At 74.1% G+C, this 17,383-nt stretch carries 14 protein-coding genes; 6 read left to right on the top strand and 8 right to left on the bottom strand.

Annotation, left to right across the window (positions count from 1 at the left end; all coding sequences use genetic code 11):
- Positions 1 to 109 precede the first annotated feature (109 nt).
- Positions 110 to 1,036: an AEC family transporter gene (locus ACWCXH_RS22050; protein WP_449803136.1), complete on the top strand. Its 927-nt coding sequence runs from the start codon at positions 110 to 112 to the stop codon at positions 1,034 to 1,036.
- A 389-nt stretch (positions 1,037 to 1,425) separates the two neighbouring features.
- On the opposite strand, the gene ACWCXH_RS22045 is transcribed toward ACWCXH_RS22050, so the two are convergent.
- On the bottom strand, positions 1,426 to 1,689 hold the full coding sequence (locus tag ACWCXH_RS22045; RefSeq protein WP_449803135.1) for a dsRBD fold-containing protein: 264 nt from the start codon (positions 1,687 to 1,689) through the stop codon (positions 1,426 to 1,428).
- A 278-nt stretch (positions 1,690 to 1,967) separates the two neighbouring features.
- Between ACWCXH_RS22045 and ACWCXH_RS22040 the strand changes: the two genes are divergently transcribed.
- Positions 1,968 to 2,957, top strand: coding sequence for a DMT family transporter (locus ACWCXH_RS22040; protein WP_449803134.1), 990 nt, complete (start codon positions 1,968 to 1,970; stop codon positions 2,955 to 2,957).
- Between the two features lie 229 nt (positions 2,958 to 3,186).
- On the opposite strand, the gene ACWCXH_RS22035 is transcribed toward ACWCXH_RS22040, so the two are convergent.
- The 3 genes from ACWCXH_RS22035 to ACWCXH_RS22025 form a co-directional block, all read right to left on the bottom strand.
- Positions 3,187 to 4,530: an MFS transporter gene (locus ACWCXH_RS22035; protein WP_449803133.1), complete on the bottom strand. Its 1,344-nt coding sequence runs from the start codon at positions 4,528 to 4,530 to the stop codon at positions 3,187 to 3,189.
- A complete protein-coding gene (locus ACWCXH_RS22030; RefSeq protein ID WP_449803132.1) occupies positions 4,530 to 5,150 on the bottom strand; it encodes a helix-turn-helix domain-containing protein in 621 nt (206 codons plus the stop codon). The genes ACWCXH_RS22035 and ACWCXH_RS22030 overlap by 1 nt, the downstream gene beginning before the upstream one ends.
- A 101-nt stretch (positions 5,151 to 5,251) precedes the next feature.
- Positions 5,252 to 6,007: a hypothetical protein gene (locus ACWCXH_RS22025; RefSeq protein ID WP_449803131.1), complete on the bottom strand. Its 756-nt coding sequence runs from the start codon at positions 6,005 to 6,007 to the stop codon at positions 5,252 to 5,254.
- A gap of 230 nt (positions 6,008 to 6,237) precedes the next feature.
- Between ACWCXH_RS22025 and polX the strand changes: the two genes are divergently transcribed.
- Entirely contained in the window at positions 6,238 to 8,010 is a 1,773-nt protein-coding gene (polX, locus tag ACWCXH_RS22020; protein ID WP_449803130.1) for a DNA polymerase/3'-5' exonuclease PolX, read from the top strand.
- 238 nt (positions 8,011 to 8,248) lie between these two features.
- Here the strand turns inward: polX and ACWCXH_RS22015 are convergent, their stop codons facing one another.
- Both ACWCXH_RS22015 and ACWCXH_RS22010 read right to left on the bottom strand, forming a co-directional pair.
- Positions 8,249 to 9,121: a carbohydrate kinase family protein gene (locus ACWCXH_RS22015; protein WP_449803129.1), complete on the bottom strand. Its 873-nt coding sequence runs from the start codon at positions 9,119 to 9,121 to the stop codon at positions 8,249 to 8,251.
- Between the two features lie 3 nt (positions 9,122 to 9,124).
- Entirely contained in the window at positions 9,125 to 10,069 is a 945-nt protein-coding gene (locus ACWCXH_RS22010; RefSeq protein WP_449803128.1) for a pseudouridine-5'-phosphate glycosidase, read from the bottom strand.
- A gap of 113 nt (positions 10,070 to 10,182) precedes the next feature.
- Here ACWCXH_RS22010 and ACWCXH_RS22005 point away from each other — a divergent pair, with 113 nt between their 5' ends.
- Both ACWCXH_RS22005 and ACWCXH_RS22000 read left to right on the top strand, forming a co-directional pair.
- Positions 10,183 to 11,085, top strand: a complete 903-nt coding sequence (locus tag ACWCXH_RS22005) for a LysR family transcriptional regulator (RefSeq protein ID WP_449803127.1) — start codon at positions 10,183 to 10,185, stop codon at positions 11,083 to 11,085.
- Between the two features lie 171 nt (positions 11,086 to 11,256).
- Positions 11,257 to 12,924: a peptide-N4-asparagine amidase gene (locus ACWCXH_RS22000; protein ID WP_449803126.1), complete on the top strand. Its 1,668-nt coding sequence runs from the start codon at positions 11,257 to 11,259 to the stop codon at positions 12,922 to 12,924.
- A 440-nt stretch (positions 12,925 to 13,364) separates the two neighbouring features.
- Here ACWCXH_RS22000 and ACWCXH_RS21995 read toward each other — a convergent pair whose 3' ends face one another.
- Positions 13,365 to 14,636: an MFS transporter gene (locus ACWCXH_RS21995; protein ID WP_449803125.1), complete on the bottom strand. Its 1,272-nt coding sequence runs from the start codon at positions 14,634 to 14,636 to the stop codon at positions 13,365 to 13,367.
- 11 nt (positions 14,637 to 14,647) lie between these two features.
- Positions 14,648 to 15,919: an aminotransferase class V-fold PLP-dependent enzyme gene (locus ACWCXH_RS21990; protein ID WP_449803124.1), complete on the bottom strand. Its 1,272-nt coding sequence runs from the start codon at positions 15,917 to 15,919 to the stop codon at positions 14,648 to 14,650.
- On the opposite strand from ACWCXH_RS21990, the gene ACWCXH_RS21985 reads away from it, so the two are divergent.
- Positions 15,918 to 17,348, top strand: a complete 1,431-nt coding sequence (locus ACWCXH_RS21985; RefSeq protein ID WP_449803123.1) for an aminotransferase-like domain-containing protein — start codon at positions 15,918 to 15,920, stop codon at positions 17,346 to 17,348. The two genes, ACWCXH_RS21990 and ACWCXH_RS21985, sit on opposite strands and share 2 nt — an antisense overlap.
- The last annotated feature ends 35 nt before the right edge of the window (positions 17,349 to 17,383 follow it).

Below are 17,383 nucleotides of genomic sequence, written 5' to 3'. Positions count from 1 at the left end.
GCCCGCCGACCATCGGGTCCGAGATCGGCCGTTTGACGTGGCTGGTTTACTGCCCCGGGCGGGCGAGCCCCGCCGACCCAGGCGACCCGTCCGAGCGATCCGAGGAACCATGCCCGACCTGCACCCCCTGCTGTCCGGATTCGCACCCATCTGGGCGCTGACCGGAGTCGGCTACCTCGTCGGGCGGTCCGGACTGCTCGGCGCGCAGGCGGAGGCGGTGCTCAGCCGGTTCGTCTTCCACGTGGCGATGCCCGCCGCGCTCTTCCTGATGATCGCCCGCACCCCGCTGGAACGTTTCGCCAACGCCTCGATGCTCGCCTTCGCGGCCGGCACCGCCGTCGCGACGGGCCTCGGGCTGCTCGCCGGCCGCCTGCTGTTCCGGCGCAGGCCCGGCGAGCTCGCCATCGGCGGCATGGCCGCCGGGTACGTCAACTCGGCCAACCTCGGCATACCCGTGGCGATGCAGGTCCTCGGCGACGCCTCGTTCGTCGCGGCGGTGGTGCTGTTCCAGATCCTGCTCGTCACCCCCACCGTGCTCGCCGTGCTCGACGGCCGCGGCGCCGGACTGCGCGCCGTGCTCACCCTCCCGCTGCGCAACCCCGTCCTGCTCGCGACCGCCCTCGGCGCCGTCACCTCCGCGACCGGCCTGCACCTGCCCGCCGAGCTGAACCACTCGTGCGAACTGCTCGGCGGCGCCGGCGTCCCGACCGCCCTCGTCGCCCTCGGCATCTCGCTGCACAACCGCCCGCCCGCCGACGCCGGCTCGCGCCGCGCCGAGGTCGGGCTGACCGTCCTGGTCAAGACGCTCGTCCAGCCGCTCGCCGCGTACGCCGTCGCCGCCTTCGCACTCCACCTGCCGCGGCACCAGTTGCTCACCGTCGTGCTCTTCTCCGCCCTGCCGACCGCGCAGAACGTGTACGTCTACGCGCGCGAGTACGGGCAGGGCACGGCGCTCGCCCGGGACGCGGTGCTGTGGTCGACGCTGGTGTCGATGGCGACGCTCTCGGTGATCAGCTGGTCCCTCGGGCCCGCCTGACCGCTCGGACACCACGGAAACCATGGGCACCACGGGCCCGTCACCGGGTCCGCAGAAATGACAACTGCCCGTACACGGCACGACGGTCGGCCCCCCGGAGCCGTACAGAACGGTGGACTCGCCGCCCGCGCCCGGGCCCGGTGGAATGCTGGCGGCCATGAGCCAACCGGACTCCTCCTCCGCCGGACACCGCCACCGCCCGGCCGTCGTCACGCTCCCGCAGGCCGACGTGGACCACTTCGACCGCGTCCCGCGCGCCGCCTTCGTGATGGAGCCGCGACTGCGCTGCGAACTCACCGACGGCCACGGCGGCCTGCGGCGGCTCAGATTCGACTGCGCCAGAAGGGAGTTCAGCAGATCGGTTGAACAGATCGGTTCAGTGGATCGGTTCAGTAGATCAGATAACCCGGCCGGTGCCCCTCGTCCTCGATCTCCCCGGTGGCCTGGACCCGCAGCTTGCGGGACAGCTCCTCCAGGGCGCGCGAGGCCGCGACCTCCTCGCCGATCCTGGCGAGCGGACGGTCGTCCGCGCTCTTCACCGACTCCCCGCGCGCGCTGAGGCCCGGTGCCCGCGCACCGGTCAGCCTCGCCTCGCACGCCGTGTGCACGCCGTCTTCCTCGAAGCTCAGCTCCACATCCCACTGGTTGTGCATGCCACACCTCCTGGCGCCGGCCCCCGTCGCGCCTGTCCTGACCGGCACGGACGGTGCCCCGTGGCGGCCGCTCACACCAGCGTGCGCCCACCGCACCCACCCCGGCAAGCGCGGGCACCCGGCCCCGGACACGCCGGGCCCCGGCGCCGCCCCGGCGGTAGGCTGACGGAAGGCGCCGCGACCGCCGCCCGACCCAGGACCGCCGACGCGGCGCAACCAGCGATCCGCCGAGCGGCGATCGGCGAAGTCGGGGCAGCGACACACCGGGTGGTCCCTCCGTGGCGGTCTTCCTCCTCGCTCTGAGCGCCGCGTGCTGCCTGGGCCTCGGGTTCGTCCTCCAGCAGCACGCCGCGCAGCGGGCCCCACGTGCCGACATGCTGCACTGGCGGCTGCTGCTCGACCTGATGCGGATGCCCGAGTGGCTGCTCGGCACCGGGTTCATGGTCAGCGGCCTGATCCTCTCCGCGCTCGCGCTCAACAAGGGCGAGGTGTCCCTCGTCGAACCGCTGCTCGCGACCAACCTCCTCTTCGCCATGGCCCTCTCCCGGGTGCTGACCCGTCAGACCCTCGGCCGCTCCGGCTGGGCCGGGGTCCTGCTGCTGGGGCTCGGGGTGACGGCGTTCATCGTGGCCGGGCAGCCCACCGGCGGCGGACCGCCCGCCGGGGAGCTGCGGCACTGGCTGGTGGTCGGTACGGTCGTCGGGCTGGTCCTGCTACTGGTGTCGCTGGCCCGGAAACTGCCGCTCTTCGAGGAGGCGACGCTGCTGGCCCTCGCCGCCGGTCTGCTCTACGGACTGCAGGACGCGCTGACCCGCACCACCACCCAGCGCCTCGACCACGACGGGCTCTCCGTCGTGCTGCGGACGTGGCAGCCGTACGCCGTGGTCGTGGCGGGCGTCGTCGGGCTGCTGCTCGTGCAGAGCGCCTTCGAGGCCGCGCCGCTGCGGATGTCCCTACCCGCGCTGACCGCCGCCCAGCCGCTCGCCGGGATCGCCTGCGCGGTCGGCTTCCTCGGCGACCGGCTGCGGGTGACCCCGGGCGCGCTGGCCTGGCAGACCGCCGGGCTGCTCGCGATCGTGATCGGCGTGGTCGTGATCGGACGCCACCCCGCGATGCCCGGCACCGTCCGCGACACGCTGGAGAGCATCGGGGCACCGCCGGACGACCGTCCCGACGACGACACCCCCGACGCCCGGCCTGGCAACGGGACGGACGACGGACGCAACGGGCAGGCGGGCCGACAGGCGAACGGACAGGCGGGGCCGTAGAGATCCAGGAACGCCTTGTGGTCCGTCGGCAGCCGCAGCCCGAGCCAGGCCTCCGAGGCCGCCCAGAGCTCCGGCCGCGCCCGACCCCAGGGCACGGGCTCGCCCAGCAGCTCCCTCAGCCGACCGAGTGCTCCGACGGTCACGGCCTCGCTTCCCTTCGAACACGCTTCGAGTACGTTCGCGCCGCATTCTGCGCCGTCCTGCTGGCAGCGCGGTTCCACTGACCGCGTCACTCCGTCGACCGCACCGCCTTCGCCTGCGCGGGCACCGGGTGTCGGCCCGGTGCGTCCGTCGCCGGGGTGTCCACTGGCAGGCCGCGGAGGCGGTCCATCTCGCGCCATTCGCGGCGGAGGCCGGCCGCGCCCGTGGTCGCGAAGTACAGGGCCCCGGACGCGATCAGGACGGGTATCAGACCGACCAGGGCGACCGCAGCGCCGGCCAGGAGGCCGCCGAGGGGGATGCCGGCCCAGGCGAGGGAGTCACCCAGGGCGTGGACGCGGCCCAGGAGCGGGCGGGGCACCCGCTCGAAGAGCACGGCGCCGAGGATCGGGTTGAGGAAGCCCGACCCGAAGCCGGCCACCGCGAAGACCGTCACCACCGCCCACATCGGGGCGCCGAACGCGAGCACCAGGAAGCGTGGTGCCCCGGCGAGCAGGAAGCCGGCGAAGAAGACCGTGCGGCGCGGCAGCCGGTGGGCGACGCCCGCCGCGATCAGGCTGCCGGCCACGGCGGCGATCCCCATGGCGCTGCCGGTGAAGCCGATCGCGGCCGGGCCGTGGCCGGAGTCCTGCGCCCAGACCGGGACCAGCACGGTCGCGAACCCGGCGTCCAGCAGGTTGGTGACGCCGACCGTCACGATCACGGTGAGGAGCAGCGGCTCGGCGTGCAGGAAGGCGAAGCCCTCGCGGAACATCCGCCAGTAGCCGCCGCCCTGTTCGGCCGCATCCGGCACGGCGGCCGGAGCCGCCGTCCGCCCCATCCCCCGCGGCAGCGCGAGGCCGATGATGAGCGAACCCAGCGCGAACGCCGCCGCGTTGACCACCAGGCCGGCCATCGGGCCCGCCGCCGCGACCAGCCCGCCGCCGACCGCCGGGCCGACGGTGGAGGCCAGCCGCTCGGTGACGCCGGAGAACCCGGTGGCGCGCTCCAGCGGCACCCGGGCCCGGTCCGCCGCCTCCGGCACCATGACCGACTTGGCCAGGTCCCCCGGGCCGCGCATCGCGCCGATCACCGCGACCATGCCGAGCAACAGCCCGAACGGCAGCAGCCCCAGCGTGTGCAACAACGGGACCAGCCCGGCCGCGACGGCGCTCACCGCGTCCGTCGTCCAGGAGACGACGCGCGGGCCGAGTCGGTCGACCAGGGGCCCGGTCAGCGCCTTGACCAGCACGTACGGCGCCATCTCGGCGAAGGCCACCAGGCCGGTCATGGTGGCGCTGCCCGTCGTGGCGAGGACGAACCAGGGCAGCGCGACGGCCGAGACCCGGGTGCCCGTCAGCGAGACGACCGACGAGGCCAGCACACCGACCAGCGGCCGGAGGCTGCGCGCGGAACTGAGGGCGACGGTCTCCATCAGTTCCCCTCCCCGGCGGCCTCCGCCGTGGCCTTCGGCTCGGGCAGCACGTGGACGACGACGGCCACCGGCTCGGCGCCCTCGGGAGCGGGCCCCTCGGCGTCCAGCCGCCGGTAGCGCGTGACCACGGCGGCCAGGTCGTCGGCCAGTTGCTCGGCCTCCGCCGGCGTGAGCCTCAGCACCATGTCGCTGAGGTCGGCCGCCTTGCGCCACTCGCGCGGCATCGTCTCGAAGGCGTTGAGCGCGCGTTGGGCGGTCAGCGTGTGGGCGGCGAGGACGGAGCGCAGGTACGACACGACCGTCTCCGGCTCCTCGTCGGCCTGGTCGTCCCCCGTCCAGACCGTGAGCGTGTGCACCGAACGCCACCACCGCTCGCGGGCGTTGCCGCGCTCCGGATCCTCCTCGACGAAGCCCGCGGCGGCGAGCTGGCGCAGGTGGTAGCTCGTGGCCCCCGAGTTCAGCCCCAGCTGTGCGGCGAGCCTGGTCGCCGTGGACGGGCCCTGCTTGCGCAGCAGCCCGACCAGCTGCATGCGCACGGGGTGGGCCATCGCGCGCATGCCCTTGGCGGTGAGTACGGCGTGCGGGTCGTCACTGTGCATCCAGCCACGGTCATCGGTCATGACTGGAGCGTAGGACCGCAAATACTTCTTTGCAAAGAGTTTTTTGCGAAGGAGTCTTTGCGGTTGGCTCGAAGCGCGAAGCCCGGCCGCGGCCGACCGTGTCAGTCGCGGGCCACCGCCAGGATCAGCACCACCGTCAGCCCGCCCCCGGGCGTCGCCTCCACCGCCACCCGTCCACCCGACGAGAGCACCAGGTCCTGCAACGCGGGGCCGACCGGCCCGTCGGCCCGGACGCCCGCGAGCAGCCACTCGCGCGCCTGCGGGAGCTCGTACGCCCCGCGGTCCGCCACCCGGATCTCCACCCGCCCACGCGGCCGCCCGTGCCCACCGGCGCCCGCGCCGACCCCCGCCGCCAGTCCCCCGAGCCCCGGCATCGCCGGGGCGCCCACCACGTCAGCCCGCACCAGCACCCGCGCGCCCAACGGGCTGCGCCGGATCGCGTGGTCGACCAGCCCGCCGAGCACCGCCTCCAGACGCCGGGCGTCCCCGGCCACCACCGGCAGGCCGAGCGGGAGTCGGACCGTCAAGGCCTCCGCCCGGCCACCGCCGTGAACCACCCGGCGCACCACCTCGGCGACCTGGACGTGTCGCGCCCGCGGCTCGCACCCGGCCTGCCGGTCCGTCCAGCGCAGGCGCGCCAGCTCCGGCCGCGACAGCATCCGCGGCGCGGCCATCGCCTCCGGGCGGGACGTTCCGGCGGTGCCGTCGCCGCCCCCGGCGCCCCGCCCCGAGCCGGCCCGCCCAGGTCCGCCCGGCCGCCCGAAGCCGGCCGAACGCCCGGAACCGTCCGCGCCGCCGAAGGCACCGAGCACCCGGGCCCCCGACGCGACGTAGCCCCAGAGCTTCCCGCGTGTCATCGCCCTGCCCCTCGCACATCACCGGCGGCCGTCGTCAACACCGCGGCCGGCCGGAGCGGGCCGCTTCCCGGGCCCTGCCGCCCAGCCTGCGCCTCCTCCACCCGGGTGACAATCCGGCCAGGGGGCGCGAATAGGGCGCATTCCCCCGCCGAGTGGCCGGTCGCGCACCCCCCGACCGGCGGGGATGCCGCAGAACGGCAGCGCCGGGGCACCCGCCCTAGACTGGCCCCATGCCCCGGCTCAACGACCAGGTGCAGGAGCTGCTCCAGGAGTACGCCGACCTGATCAACATCACCGGCGGGGACGCCTTCCGGGCCCGCGCCTACGAGAAGGCGGCGCGCGCGGTGGGCGGTCACCCCGAGGACGTCGCCGGGCTGGACGCCAAGGGCCTCCAGCAGATCCCCGGCGTCGGCAAGTCCACCGCCGAGAAGGTCGCCGAGTACCTCGCCACCGGGCGGATCGGCGCACTCGAAACCCTGCGCGCCAAAATCCCGTCCGGCGTACGGGAGATGATGGCTGTGCCCAGCGTCGGGCCGAAGCGCGCCCTCGCCCTCCACCGCGACCTCGGGATCGCCTCCGTCGACGAGCTCGCCGAGGCGATCCGCGGCGACAAGCTCAGCGGGGTGGCGGGCTTCGGCGAGCGCAGCGGCGAGAAGATCCTGCACGGCATCGAGCTGATGCGGCAGTCCGGCGGCCGCACCCTGCTCGACACCGCGACCGAGCTCGCCGAGCAGATCGTGGCCGCGATCTCCGCCGTACCCGGCTGCACCCGGTGCGCGTACGCGGGTTCGCTGCGCCGGATGCGCGAGACGGTCGGCGACATCGACGTCCTCGCGGCCGCCTCCGACTCCGCGCCCCTGATGGCCGCGCTCACCGAACTCCCCTACGTGGCCGAGGTGATGGTGAGCGGACCGACCAAGACGTCGGTGCTCACCACCGGGGGCGTGCAGGTGGACCTGCGGGTCGTCCCGGAGGAGGACTGGGGTGCCGCGCTCGTCTACTTCACCGGATCGAAGGCGCACAACATCAAGCTGCGCACGATGGCCGTCCGGGCCGGCCTGAAGCTCTCCGAGTACGGCCTGTTCGAGGTGGAGGACACCAAGGCGGACGGCGCCGAAGCAGAGGGCACCAAAGCGGACGGCGGCGCCAAGGTGGTCTCGGCGACCGAGGAGGAGGTGTACGCGGCGCTCGGCCTGCCCTGGATCGCGCCGCCGCTGCGCGAGGACCGGGGCGAGATCGAGGCGGCGCTGCGCGGCGAACTCCCGGACCTGGTCCAGGAGTCGGACCTGCGCGGCGACCTCCACTCGCACACCGACCTGACCGACGGCCTGGCCACGCTGGAGGAGATGATCGACACCGCCGCCGCCCGCGGCTACTCCTACTACGCCGTCACCGACCACGCGCCCGACCTCGTCATGCAGCGGATGACCGACGAGAAGATGCTCGCCCAGCGCGAGCAGCTGCACCGACTCGCCGACCGTCACAAGAAGCTGCGCCTGCTGCACGGCACCGAGCTGAACATCGGCCCGGACGGTGGCGTCGACTGGCCGCCCGAGTTCCTGGCCGGCTTCGACGTCTGCGTGGCCTCGGTGCACTCGCACTTCACCCTCGACCGCGCCGCCCAGACCCGCCGTCTGATCCGCGCCTGCGAGAACCCGTACGTGCACGTCATCGGCCATCTCACCACCCGCCGGATCGGGCGGCGCGGCCCGATCGAGGTCGACCTCGACGCGGTGTTCGAGGCCGCTGCGCGCACCGGCACCGCGATCGAGATCAACAGCTCCCCGCAGCGTCTCGACCTGCGCGACGAGGACGTCCTGCGGGCGAAGAAGCACGGCGTCCGCTTCAGCATCGACAGCGACGCCCACGCCACCCCGCACCTGGCCTACCCGCGGTTCGGCGTCGGCACGGCGCAGCGCGCGTGGCTCACCGCCGAGGACGTCGTCAACACCTGGACGTGGCAACGCCTGAAGCGCTTCCTCCGCAAGGACGCGCTGCGCTGAGAACTGTTCCTGATCAGTGGGCAGGAGGGGGCCTCGGACCCACCTCCCGGCACTGCGCGCATCCCGAACGGTTGTGGGTGCGCCGGTCGCCCACGCTCTCGCGGTCCCCGTTCGGGCGCGCAGCTCGTGGCTACGGTCCGTGACGGGACGGCAGGTTTCCTCACGCCCCCGGTCGCCCGTTCCAGCCTGGACGGTCCGGCCCCGGGCGGCCCTGCCGCAGCAGGGCCGCCCAAGGACGTCAGCCGAACGACGCCCCCGGCGAGGCGAGGACGCGCGCCGCGCTGCTGTGCCCCAGCCCGGCCGCCAGGTGCAGGTCGCCCGTGTCCAGGAACCCGGCGAGGAACCCCGCCGCGAAGGCGTCCCCCGCACCGGTCAGGTCGCGCACGTCGGCCACCGGCGGCACCGGCACCGTCAGCAGCGACTCGCCCGGCACGTCGACGGTGGTCGCCTCGGCGCCCGACTTGGTGACGACCGTGGTGACGGCGAGGCGGGCCCGCTCCGGCCCGGGCCTCCCGTCCACCAGCAGCCCGAGGAACTCGGACTCGGAGCGGTTGGCGAACACGAAGGTCGGCGCCAACTCGGCCACCAGGCCCAGGAACCGCTTGCGTCCGAACTGCTCCAACATCCCCGTCGACGAGGCGTCCACCGAGGTTGTGCCGCCCGCCTGCCGCACCCGGACGAGCGCGTCGACGGCGCTGCGGCCGACCGGCTCGCCGTCGAAGGAGTAGGCGGGCACGTGCAGGTGGGTCAGGCCGGCCAGCCACTCGTCCGGTACGCGGTCCAGCAGCTTGGCGGCGCCCCGGTCGGGCAGCATGGTGCGCTCGCCGTCCCGGTCGATGAGCACCACGATGCTGCCGGTCCGGCTGCGCCGCTCGATCCGGACGTCCACGCCGTGGCCGGTCAGTTCGGCGACGACGCCGTCGCCGACCGGATCGTCCCCGACGCAGCCGATGAAGCGGGCCGGGACCTGCCCGGCCGCGAAGCACGCGACGTTGGCCGCGCTGCCGCCGCGCCGGCGGAACACCCGGGCGGCGGAGTCGGTGCCGTGGCGCAGCGGGCCGTCGACCCAGACGACGATGTCCTCGACGAGGTCGCCGAGCACCCCCAGCACGGTCTACTCCCCCTTGGACGCGGCGGCGAGCGCGGTCGCGATCTCGCCCCCGAGGCGGACGTTGCCGCGGTAGACCTCGACGTTGACCTCCAGACTGCGGCCCCGGGTGTCGCGCTGGATGAAGTCGAGCAGGAACGGCGTCGAGGCGTTGCCGGTGACGCCCTGCCGGTCGGCCTCGGCCCAGGCGCGGGCGAGGATGCCGTCCAGTTCCTCCGGCGGGAGCTGCTTGGCGGGGTCGACCGGGTTGGCGATCAGGACGGCCTGGGGGAGGCCGAGGCCGTCGCGGGCGTCGATGACGCGGGCGGCCTCCTCGGGCGAGTCGACGCGGAAGGCGATCTCGTGGCCGGAGTCGGTGACGTAGAAGCCGGGGTACCTGGTGGTGCGGTAGCCGATGACCGGGATGTTGAGGGTCTCGAAGCGCTCCAGGGTGGCCCGGATGTCGAGGATCGACTTCACGCCGGCGCTGACGACGGTGACCGGGGTGGCGGCCAGCGTCGTCATGTCGGCCGACTCGTCGAAGCTCTCGCAGGCGCCGAAGTGCACGCCGCCGAGGCCGCCGGTGGAGAACACCCGGACGCCCGCGCGGTGGGCGAGGAAGGCGGTGGCGGCGACGGTGGTGCCGCCGTGCCGGCCGAGCGCGGCGACCACCGGCAGGTCGCGCAGGCTGACCTTGTCGATGCCGTCGGTGGCGGACAGTTCGGTGATCTGCCCGGCGCTCAGGCCCACCGTCGGGACGCCCGCGTACACGCCGGTGGTCGCCGGGACGACGCCCGCCTCCCGCAGCCGTTCCTCCGCCTCCAGCGCCACGGCCAGGTTGCGCGGGCGCGGCAGGCCGTGGGTGAAGATGGTCGACTCGAGGGCGACGACGGGCCTGCCCTCGGCGACCGCCCGGGCGACCTCGTCGGAGACCCGGACGGCCTCGGGGCTGGGGGTGGTGAGTCCGGTCATGGTGCGCACTCCCTGTGACATGCCACTGCGGCGGGGCAACGTGATCATCAGCCTAGGAACGGTCCACATCGGGATCCAGAATGAGTAATGCCCCTTCCCATAGGCTCTGAACTATGGGTTTCACCTTGCGTCAACTCGAGGTCTTCCTCGCCGTCGCCGACACGCTCCACTTCGGCCGCGCCGCCGAGCGGCTGCACGTCTCCCAGCCGACGGTCAGCCAGGAGGTCGCCCGGCTGGAGCGGACGGTCGGCGTCGAGCTGTTCGACCGCAGCCGCCGGTCGGTCACCCTGACCGAGGCCGGCGAGGTGATGGCCGCCGAGAGCGCCCGGCTGCTCGCACAGGCGCAGTCGCTGCTGACCCGGGTGCGGCTGCACGAGGAGTCCCGCCTGGGCACGGCCCGGATCGTCGTCTCCCCGAGCGTGGTGAACCGCCTCCTGCCGGCCGTGATCAGCCGGGCCGAGCAGGAGCTGCCCGCACTGGAGACCGCCGAACTCGCCGTCGACACCGGGCAGGTGTCCACGACCGTGGCCGCCGAGCTCGCCGACATCGGCCTCGGCCGCTTCCTCGACGAGGTGCCCGGCTACCGGCTGGAGCGGATCGCCGACGAGCCGGTCCGCGTGGCGCTCGGCCGCGAGCACCCGCTCGCCGCCCGGCACAGCGTCCGGCTCGCCGAACTGCGCGACCTGCCCCTGCTGTTGTGGCCGCGCGAGCAGCACCCGCGCTACTACGACCACGTCCTCGGCCTGTGCGCCGACCGCGGCGTCGACCCGCCGGTGCTGGTCAGCCCGCCGCGCATCGTCGGCTCCCGGCTCTACCTGCTCGCCCGCAACCGCGCGTTCTCGCTCGTGCCCGGCTCGATGACCGGCCACCTCACCGGCGACGTCGCCACCGTCCGCCTGGAGGGCCGGGCCACCCTGCCGCTGGAGATGCAGTGGCGCCTCGACGACCGCCGGCCCCGGCTCGCCACGCTGCGCGACCTGATCCGACAGGAGGCGGCGGCGCTGGAGGTCGACTGAGACCGAAGTCGCCCTGCCGAAAGGGCCGTTGACTTTGCCGAAGGGCTCTTGACGGTCACATGCCACCGCCGGAAGGATGCGCGGGTCGTCCCACCCGGTCCGCAGCACCATCCGGATCGTCCCGCCCGGTCCGCGGCACCGCCCGCGCACCGCCCGACCCGAGGACAACCGTTGGCCGTCCGCCCGCTGCTCCGCCGCGCCGCCCGACTGCTCGGCGCCGCCGTCCTGACCCTCACCGCGGCCGTCACCGCCGCCGGCCCCGCGCACGCCGACTTCGGCTCCGGCTACCACGACCCGTACACCGCCGAGAAGCCGCTCACCCGCCCCGACACCCGCTCGTGCACCGTCGACGTCATGCACGAGCGCGAGTTCCGCAACGGCTACGGCAACCCGCCGGACACGCCGTACACCGCCGCCCTCACCCCGCCCGCCGACTGCGCCGGGCCGTGGTCCGCGGTCGTGCTGGACCTCCACGGCCAGGTCGCCGGGCGGCAGTTCGACCGGATCTTCAGCGTGCGCATCGGCGGCGTCCAGGTGCTGCTGTCGTCCACCCCGGAGCCGTCCAAGGACGGGATCCGGTGGAACGTCGAGCACGACGTCACCCGCTACGGGCCGCTGTTCGCGGGCGGCCCGCAGCCGTTCTCCTTCGACCTCGCCAACGTCACCGACGCGACCTACACCGGCGTCTACACGATCTCGGCGAGCCTCACCTTCTACACCACCTCCGACCGCTGGCCGGCGGCCCGCACCGCGGACCGGCTCCTCACCACCGGACCGTTCTCGCTCACCCAGGCCGCCCCCACCGCCACCCGGGACCTCACCTTCCCGCAGAACCTCGAACGCCTCACCGCCGAGGTCCACACCCGCGGCGGCGGCGCCTGCGAGGAGTTCGCGTACGCCTCCGCGCCCGACGCCTTCGTCAGCGCCAACCCGAGCCTCGGCGCCTGCGGCAAGGGCCCGTTCCGCGAGCTGCGGCTCACCGTGGACGGCCGGGTCGCCGGCGCCGTCTGGCCCTACCCGGTGATCTACACCGGCGGCTGGGACCCGCTGCTGTGGCGGCCCGTGCCGAGCGTCTTCGCCTTCGACCTGCCCGCCTACCGGCTCGACCTCACCCCGTACGTCGGCCTGCTCCTCGACGGCCGCCCGCACAGCGTCGGCATCGCCGTCAACGCCACCGAGGCGCAGAGCAACGACGTCTGGACCGGCCAGGTCAACCTCTTCGCCGACACCGACCACGGCACCGACCGCACCACCGGGCAGCTCACCGAGTACCGCGTCGCCCCCGAGGCCGCCGTCACCACCCAGCTCGCCGACCACGGCGGCGGCAGCGGCGACTGGACGGTGACGGCCGGACGGCACGACCTCGCGCGCGGCTGGGTGCAGACCTCGCACGGGCGCGTCACCACCGAGGTCCGCGACGACCTCGTCTTCCGCTCCGCCCAGCAACTGCGCGACGGCGGGAACGACGTGACCCTGCACAACGGCACCGACCTCACCCGCTCGACCTCGACCTGGGGCGGCGGGGCGCACCGCACCACCACGGTCCACGAGGCCGAACCGCTCGACGTCACCTACCGCCTCACCCACGACACGGCCGGCAACACCGACCAGGTGACCGCCATGGACCTCGGCTACCACCGCATGACCACCGGCGCCACCGGCGGCCACGTCACCGAGCGCTCCACCGTCGACCACACGCTGCGCCCGACCGCCCACCGCCACGACGGGGACCGCACCGTCCGCAGCGGCGCCAGCACCGAGGACTACCGCAGCACCGGGCCCGACGGGCCGTACCACCGCACGATCAGCACGGTGGACGGCTGGCCGGTGTCCCAGTAGCACCTCGATCGCGAAAATTGCCCGGATTCGGATGGAAAAGCCCTGGTGTACATCGCGCGGGAGGCGCATCATTAGAAATGGACCTGCGAGGTAGAAGAGGCAGTTCGACCGCAGGAGGCAGTGGCGACAGATCGAGACGGATCAGGGTCTGCCGCTGTGTACTACCTCGGTCGACGATCGAACTACCAAGGCCGGAGGACACATGTCCGGAGGCCACCTCCGCCTCGCAGGTTCCGCGCGCGTCCACGGAGCAGCCCCTCGGCTCCGTGGACCGCTCTCCGTCCAGGGCCTTCAGTACCCAGGGCCTTCAGCGCCCCGGCTTCACCCTCACCCGTCCGCGCGGTGCCCGCGGCGGCGGCCGCGAACTCTGACGCGCCGGCGCACCGCGGCGCGGGTCTCCCCCGCGCCGCGGTCCCGTCCACAGCCTTCCTCGGCCCGCCTCAGCCCGCCTTCGGGCCCGTCGGCAGGGCCCGGAGGCGGCGGACCGGCGAGAGCACCAGGCCGACGACGACCGCCGCCGAACCGGCCGCGGCCACCGTGAGCGCCCCACGCGCGCCGAGCTGGCCGGTGAGCAGGCCCGCCGACAGGCCGCCCAGCGAGCCGCCACCGAACAGCAGCGTGCGGAACGCCGCGGTCATCCGTCCCATCATCGGCTGCGGCGTCACGGCCTGGCGCAGACTGACGATGATCACCCCGGCCACGCCGAGGCCCAGGTAGGTCGCGAAGAACGACAGCACGAACATCCCGACCATCACCGGCCGCGGCCCGGCTGCCGCCGGGATCAGCGCCGGGCCGAGCAGGAGCGCCGACTGGGCCACCAGGTAGACGCGGCCGAGCGGGAACCGCGCGATGACCCGCCGCGACACCAGCGCCCCGATCAGCCCGCCCACGGAGGCGACCGCCAGGACCGCGCCGAGCGTGGTCGAGCCGAGCCGCAGGTCGTGCGTGCCGTAGAGCAGGAACATCGTCCACACGGTGACCATCGAGAAGTTGCAGCAGAAGCCGATCAGCGCGAGCGCCCGCAGCACCCTGTCCCGCAGGACCCAGCCGAGGCCGTCCGCGAGCTCGCGCACCAGGTGCCGCCGGGCGGCCGGCTCGGGGTGCGGCTCCCGCGTGCGGATCAGCAGGAGCGAGACGACCGACACCGCGTAGGAGCACACGTCCGCGAGCAGGGCCACCGGCGCGCCCACCGCCGACACCAGGACCCCGGCCAGCCCGGGCCCGGCCACGTCCGCGGCGGACGAGCTGGCGCCCATCCGGGAACTGGCCTCCACGTACCGCTCGGGGCCGCGCACCAGCACCGGCACGTACGACATCCAGCTCACGTCGAACACCACCGACGCGATGCCGACCGCGCACGCGATCACCATCAGCACGGGCAGGTTGAGCGCGTGCCACCAGTAGAGCAGCGGCACCAGGCCCAACAGGACCAGCCTGACCAGGTTGGCGCCCAGCATCACCGGCCGCCGCCGGTGGCGGTCCGACCAGACGCCGATCAACAGGGCGAGCCCGAGGTAGGGCACGAGCTGCAGGAAGCGCAGCAGCCCGACCTGCTCGTCGGTCGCACCGAAGGCGCCGATGGCGGTCAACGGGAGCGCGAGGTTGGTCACCTGGGTACCGAGCAGGGAGACCGTCTCGCCCAGCCAGAACCTGAGGAAGTCGCCGTTTCGCCACAGGCTCGGCGAGCTCGTCGGGACCGGTGTGTCCACCATGGCCGATGAGCTCACCGTGCACCGGCCGCGAGTTCGGCGACGGCACCGGCCACCGCGTCGACCTCGTCCTCGGTGTTGTAGTAGTGCGGCGACAGCCGCAGGCACCACTCGACCTCCTTGTCCGCGAAGTCGAACTGCGCGAACTCCCGGTAGCTGAGCGCCGAGTTGATGCCGCGCGCATCCATCTCCGCCTTGAACGGTCCGGCTTCCCACCCGTCGATCGCGAAGGTCACCAAAGCGGCCGGGGCCGGTCCGCCGTCCAGCGTCCGGACGCCGGGGATGCCGGCCAGCCGCTCGCGCAGGCGCCCGGCCAGGGCCGGCGTGCGCCGTGCGACCGGCGCCACCCCGACCCGCAGGGCGTAGCGGACGGCGGCCGCGCAGCCGAGCACGGTCGCGTACGGGAACTCCCACTCCTCGAAGCGGGCGGCCGTGGCGACCGGCCGGTAGTGGCCGGGGGCGACCCAGCGCGCGCCGTGCATGTCGATGTACAGCGGCTCGTATCCGGCCGCGAGCGCCCGGTCGGAGACGAACAGGAAGCCCGAACCGCGCGGCCCGCGGAGGAACTTGCGGCAGGTGGCGGTGAGGAGGTCGCAGCCGATCTCCTCGACGTCGATCGGGTACTGGCCGACCGACTGGCACGCGTCGACCAGGTAGAGCAGGTCGAGCTCCCGGCAGTGCCGACCGATCTCGGCCACCGGCTGGACCAGCCCGGAGTTGGTGGGGACGTGGGTGGCGGCCACCAGGCGGGGGCGATGGGCGCGCATCAGGCGGGCCATCGCGTCGACGTCGACCCCGCTGCCGTCCGGGCGGTCGGGCGCGTGGACGATCCGGACGCCGTGGCGCCTGCGCAGGGCGAGGAAGGCGATCTGGTTGGAGATGAAGTCGTTGCGGGTGGTGAGGATCGTGTCACCGGGCCGGAAGTCGATCGCGGAGAGGGCCTTGGTGTAGGCGTGGGTGGCGCTTCCGGCGAAGGCGACGTTGCCCGGGCGGGCGCCCACGAGTTCGGCGATCGAGGCGTGGAAGTCGGCGACCTCGGCGGCCCGGGCCGCCGAGGCCTCGTAGCCGCCGATGGCCGCTTCCAGACGCAGGTGGTCGAGCATCGCCCCGAGTACCGGAGTGGGCATCAGCCCGCTGCCGGCGTTGTTGAAGTGGATCACCGCCTCGCAGCCGGGGGTGTCGGCCCGCAGGGCGGCGAGGTCCAGGTCGGCGCCCGGGGCGGGGTCCACGGTGGGGCCCGGGAGCGGTTCCGCACTTCCGCTGAAAGCGCTATCATGATTCTTCATGTCTGACGGTAGCAGTATCGAGACCCTGGTGGCGATCCTCCGGACCGAGATCGCCCGGCTCGCCCCGGGCGACCGCCTGCCCAGCAGCCGCGACCTGATCGCCCGTCACGGCGTCGGCCCGGTCACCGTCTCCCGCGCGATCGCCCTGCTGGCCGCCGAGGGCGCGGTCGTCACCCGCCCCGGCAGCGGCACCTACGTCGCCGCCCGCCGGACGCGGCCCGCCGACGCCGAGCCGGACACCTCCTGGCAGGCCGTCGCCCTGGCCGGCGGACACGTCCCGCCGGAGCAGCCCGACGACCGGCCGGCCGGGGTGCCGCCCGGTGCCATCGCGCTGTCCGGCGGCTACCTCCACGAGAACCTCCAGCCCACCCGCCTGCTCGGCGGGGCCCTCGCCCGCGCGGCCCGTCGCCCGGACGCCTGGCACCGCGCTCCGGCGGCCGGGCTGGCGACGCTGCGCACGCTCTTCGCCCGCCAGGCGGGCGGCGACGTCGGCCCCGAGGACGTCCTGGTCACCGGGGGCGGGCAGGGCGCGCTGTCGATGCTGTTCCGCGCCGTCGCCGCGCCGGGCCACCCGGTCCTGGTCGAGTCGCCGACCTACCCCGGCGCGCTCGCCGCGGCGCGCTCCGCCGGGCTCAACCCGGTGCCCGTGCCGATGGACGACCACGGCCTGCGCCCCGACCTCCTCGCCGACGCCTTCGCCATGACCGGGGCCCGCCTGCTCTACTGCCAGCCGACCTTCCACAACCCCACGGGCATCGTCCTCTCCCCCGAACGGCGCCGCCAGGTCGTCGACGTGGCGCGCGCCGCAGGGGCCTTCCTCGTCGAGGACGACTTCGCCCGCCACCTCGGCCACGGCCGACCGGCACCACGCCCGTTGGTGGCGGACGACCGCGACGGCACCGTCATCCACCTCACCTCCCTGACCAAGCCCGCCTCGCCCAGCCTTCGGATCGGCGCCGTCGTCGCCCGCGGCCCCGTCATGCGCCGGCTGCTCGGGATGCGGAGGGTCGACGACTTCTTCATCGCGCGTCCCCTCCAGGAGGCCGCGGTCGAACTGCTCAGCACACCCGCGTGGGACCGCCATCTGCGCACGCTGGCAGGCGCATTGCGGTACCGCTGCGCCGTCCTCGCCGACGCCCTCGCCCGCGAACTGCCGCACTGGTCGCTCCACCGCGTGCCGGAGGGCGGCCTGCACCTGTGGCTCCGGCTGCCGCCCGGCCTCACGGAGACGGCCGTCGCGGACGCCGCCCTGGCCCACGGGGTGACCGTCAACCTCGGCCACCACCACTTCCCCGCCGAACCACCTGCCGCCCACCTGCGCCTCGGCTTCGCCGCCGCGGCCGAGCCCGCCGACCTCACCGAGGCGGCGGCCCGACTCGCCGCGGCCACCCGGGCGGGGGCGGGGGATCGGGCGACAGATGACAGATGACATATTTCAAAATCTGAAATCTGTCACCTGTTACC

This window comes from Kitasatospora sp. NPDC001660, assembly GCF_053596725.1.
The sequence above is the reverse complement of the archived record's forward strand: the minus strand, read 5'-3'. Positions and strand labels throughout refer to the sequence as shown.

What these genes read in the sequence shown, in the direction of transcription:
- ACWCXH_RS21990 (WP_449803124.1), bottom strand. Translation starts at nt 15,919, where the DNA reads ATGAAGAATCATGATAGCGCTTTCAGCGGAAGTGCGGAACCGCTCCCG.
- ACWCXH_RS22035 (WP_449803133.1), bottom strand. Translation starts at nt 4,530, where the DNA reads ATGGAGACCGTCGCCCTCAGTTCCGCGCGCAGCCTCCGGCCGCTGGTC.
- ACWCXH_RS22025 (WP_449803131.1), bottom strand. Translation starts at nt 6,007, where the DNA reads ATGACACGCGGGAAGCTCTGGGGCTACGTCGCGTCGGGGGCCCGGGTG.
- ACWCXH_RS22005 (WP_449803127.1), top strand. Translation starts at nt 10,183, where the DNA reads ATGGGTTTCACCTTGCGTCAACTCGAGGTCTTCCTCGCCGTCGCCGAC.
- ACWCXH_RS22050 (WP_449803136.1), top strand. Translation starts at nt 110, where the DNA reads ATGCCCGACCTGCACCCCCTGCTGTCCGGATTCGCACCCATCTGGGCG.
- polX (WP_449803130.1), top strand. Translation starts at nt 6,238, where the DNA reads ATGCCCCGGCTCAACGACCAGGTGCAGGAGCTGCTCCAGGAGTACGCC.
- ACWCXH_RS22010 (WP_449803128.1), bottom strand. Translation starts at nt 10,069, where the DNA reads ATGACCGGACTCACCACCCCCAGCCCCGAGGCCGTCCGGGTCTCCGAC.
- ACWCXH_RS21985 (WP_449803123.1), top strand. Translation starts at nt 15,918, where the DNA reads ATGTCTGACGGTAGCAGTATCGAGACCCTGGTGGCGATCCTCCGGACC.
- ACWCXH_RS22045 (WP_449803135.1), bottom strand. Translation starts at nt 1,689, where the DNA reads ATGCACAACCAGTGGGATGTGGAGCTGAGCTTCGAGGAAGACGGCGTG.
- ACWCXH_RS21995 (WP_449803125.1), bottom strand. Translation starts at nt 14,636, where the DNA reads ATGGTGGACACACCGGTCCCGACGAGCTCGCCGAGCCTGTGGCGAAAC.
- ACWCXH_RS22030 (WP_449803132.1), bottom strand. Translation starts at nt 5,150, where the DNA reads ATGACCGATGACCGTGGCTGGATGCACAGTGACGACCCGCACGCCGTA.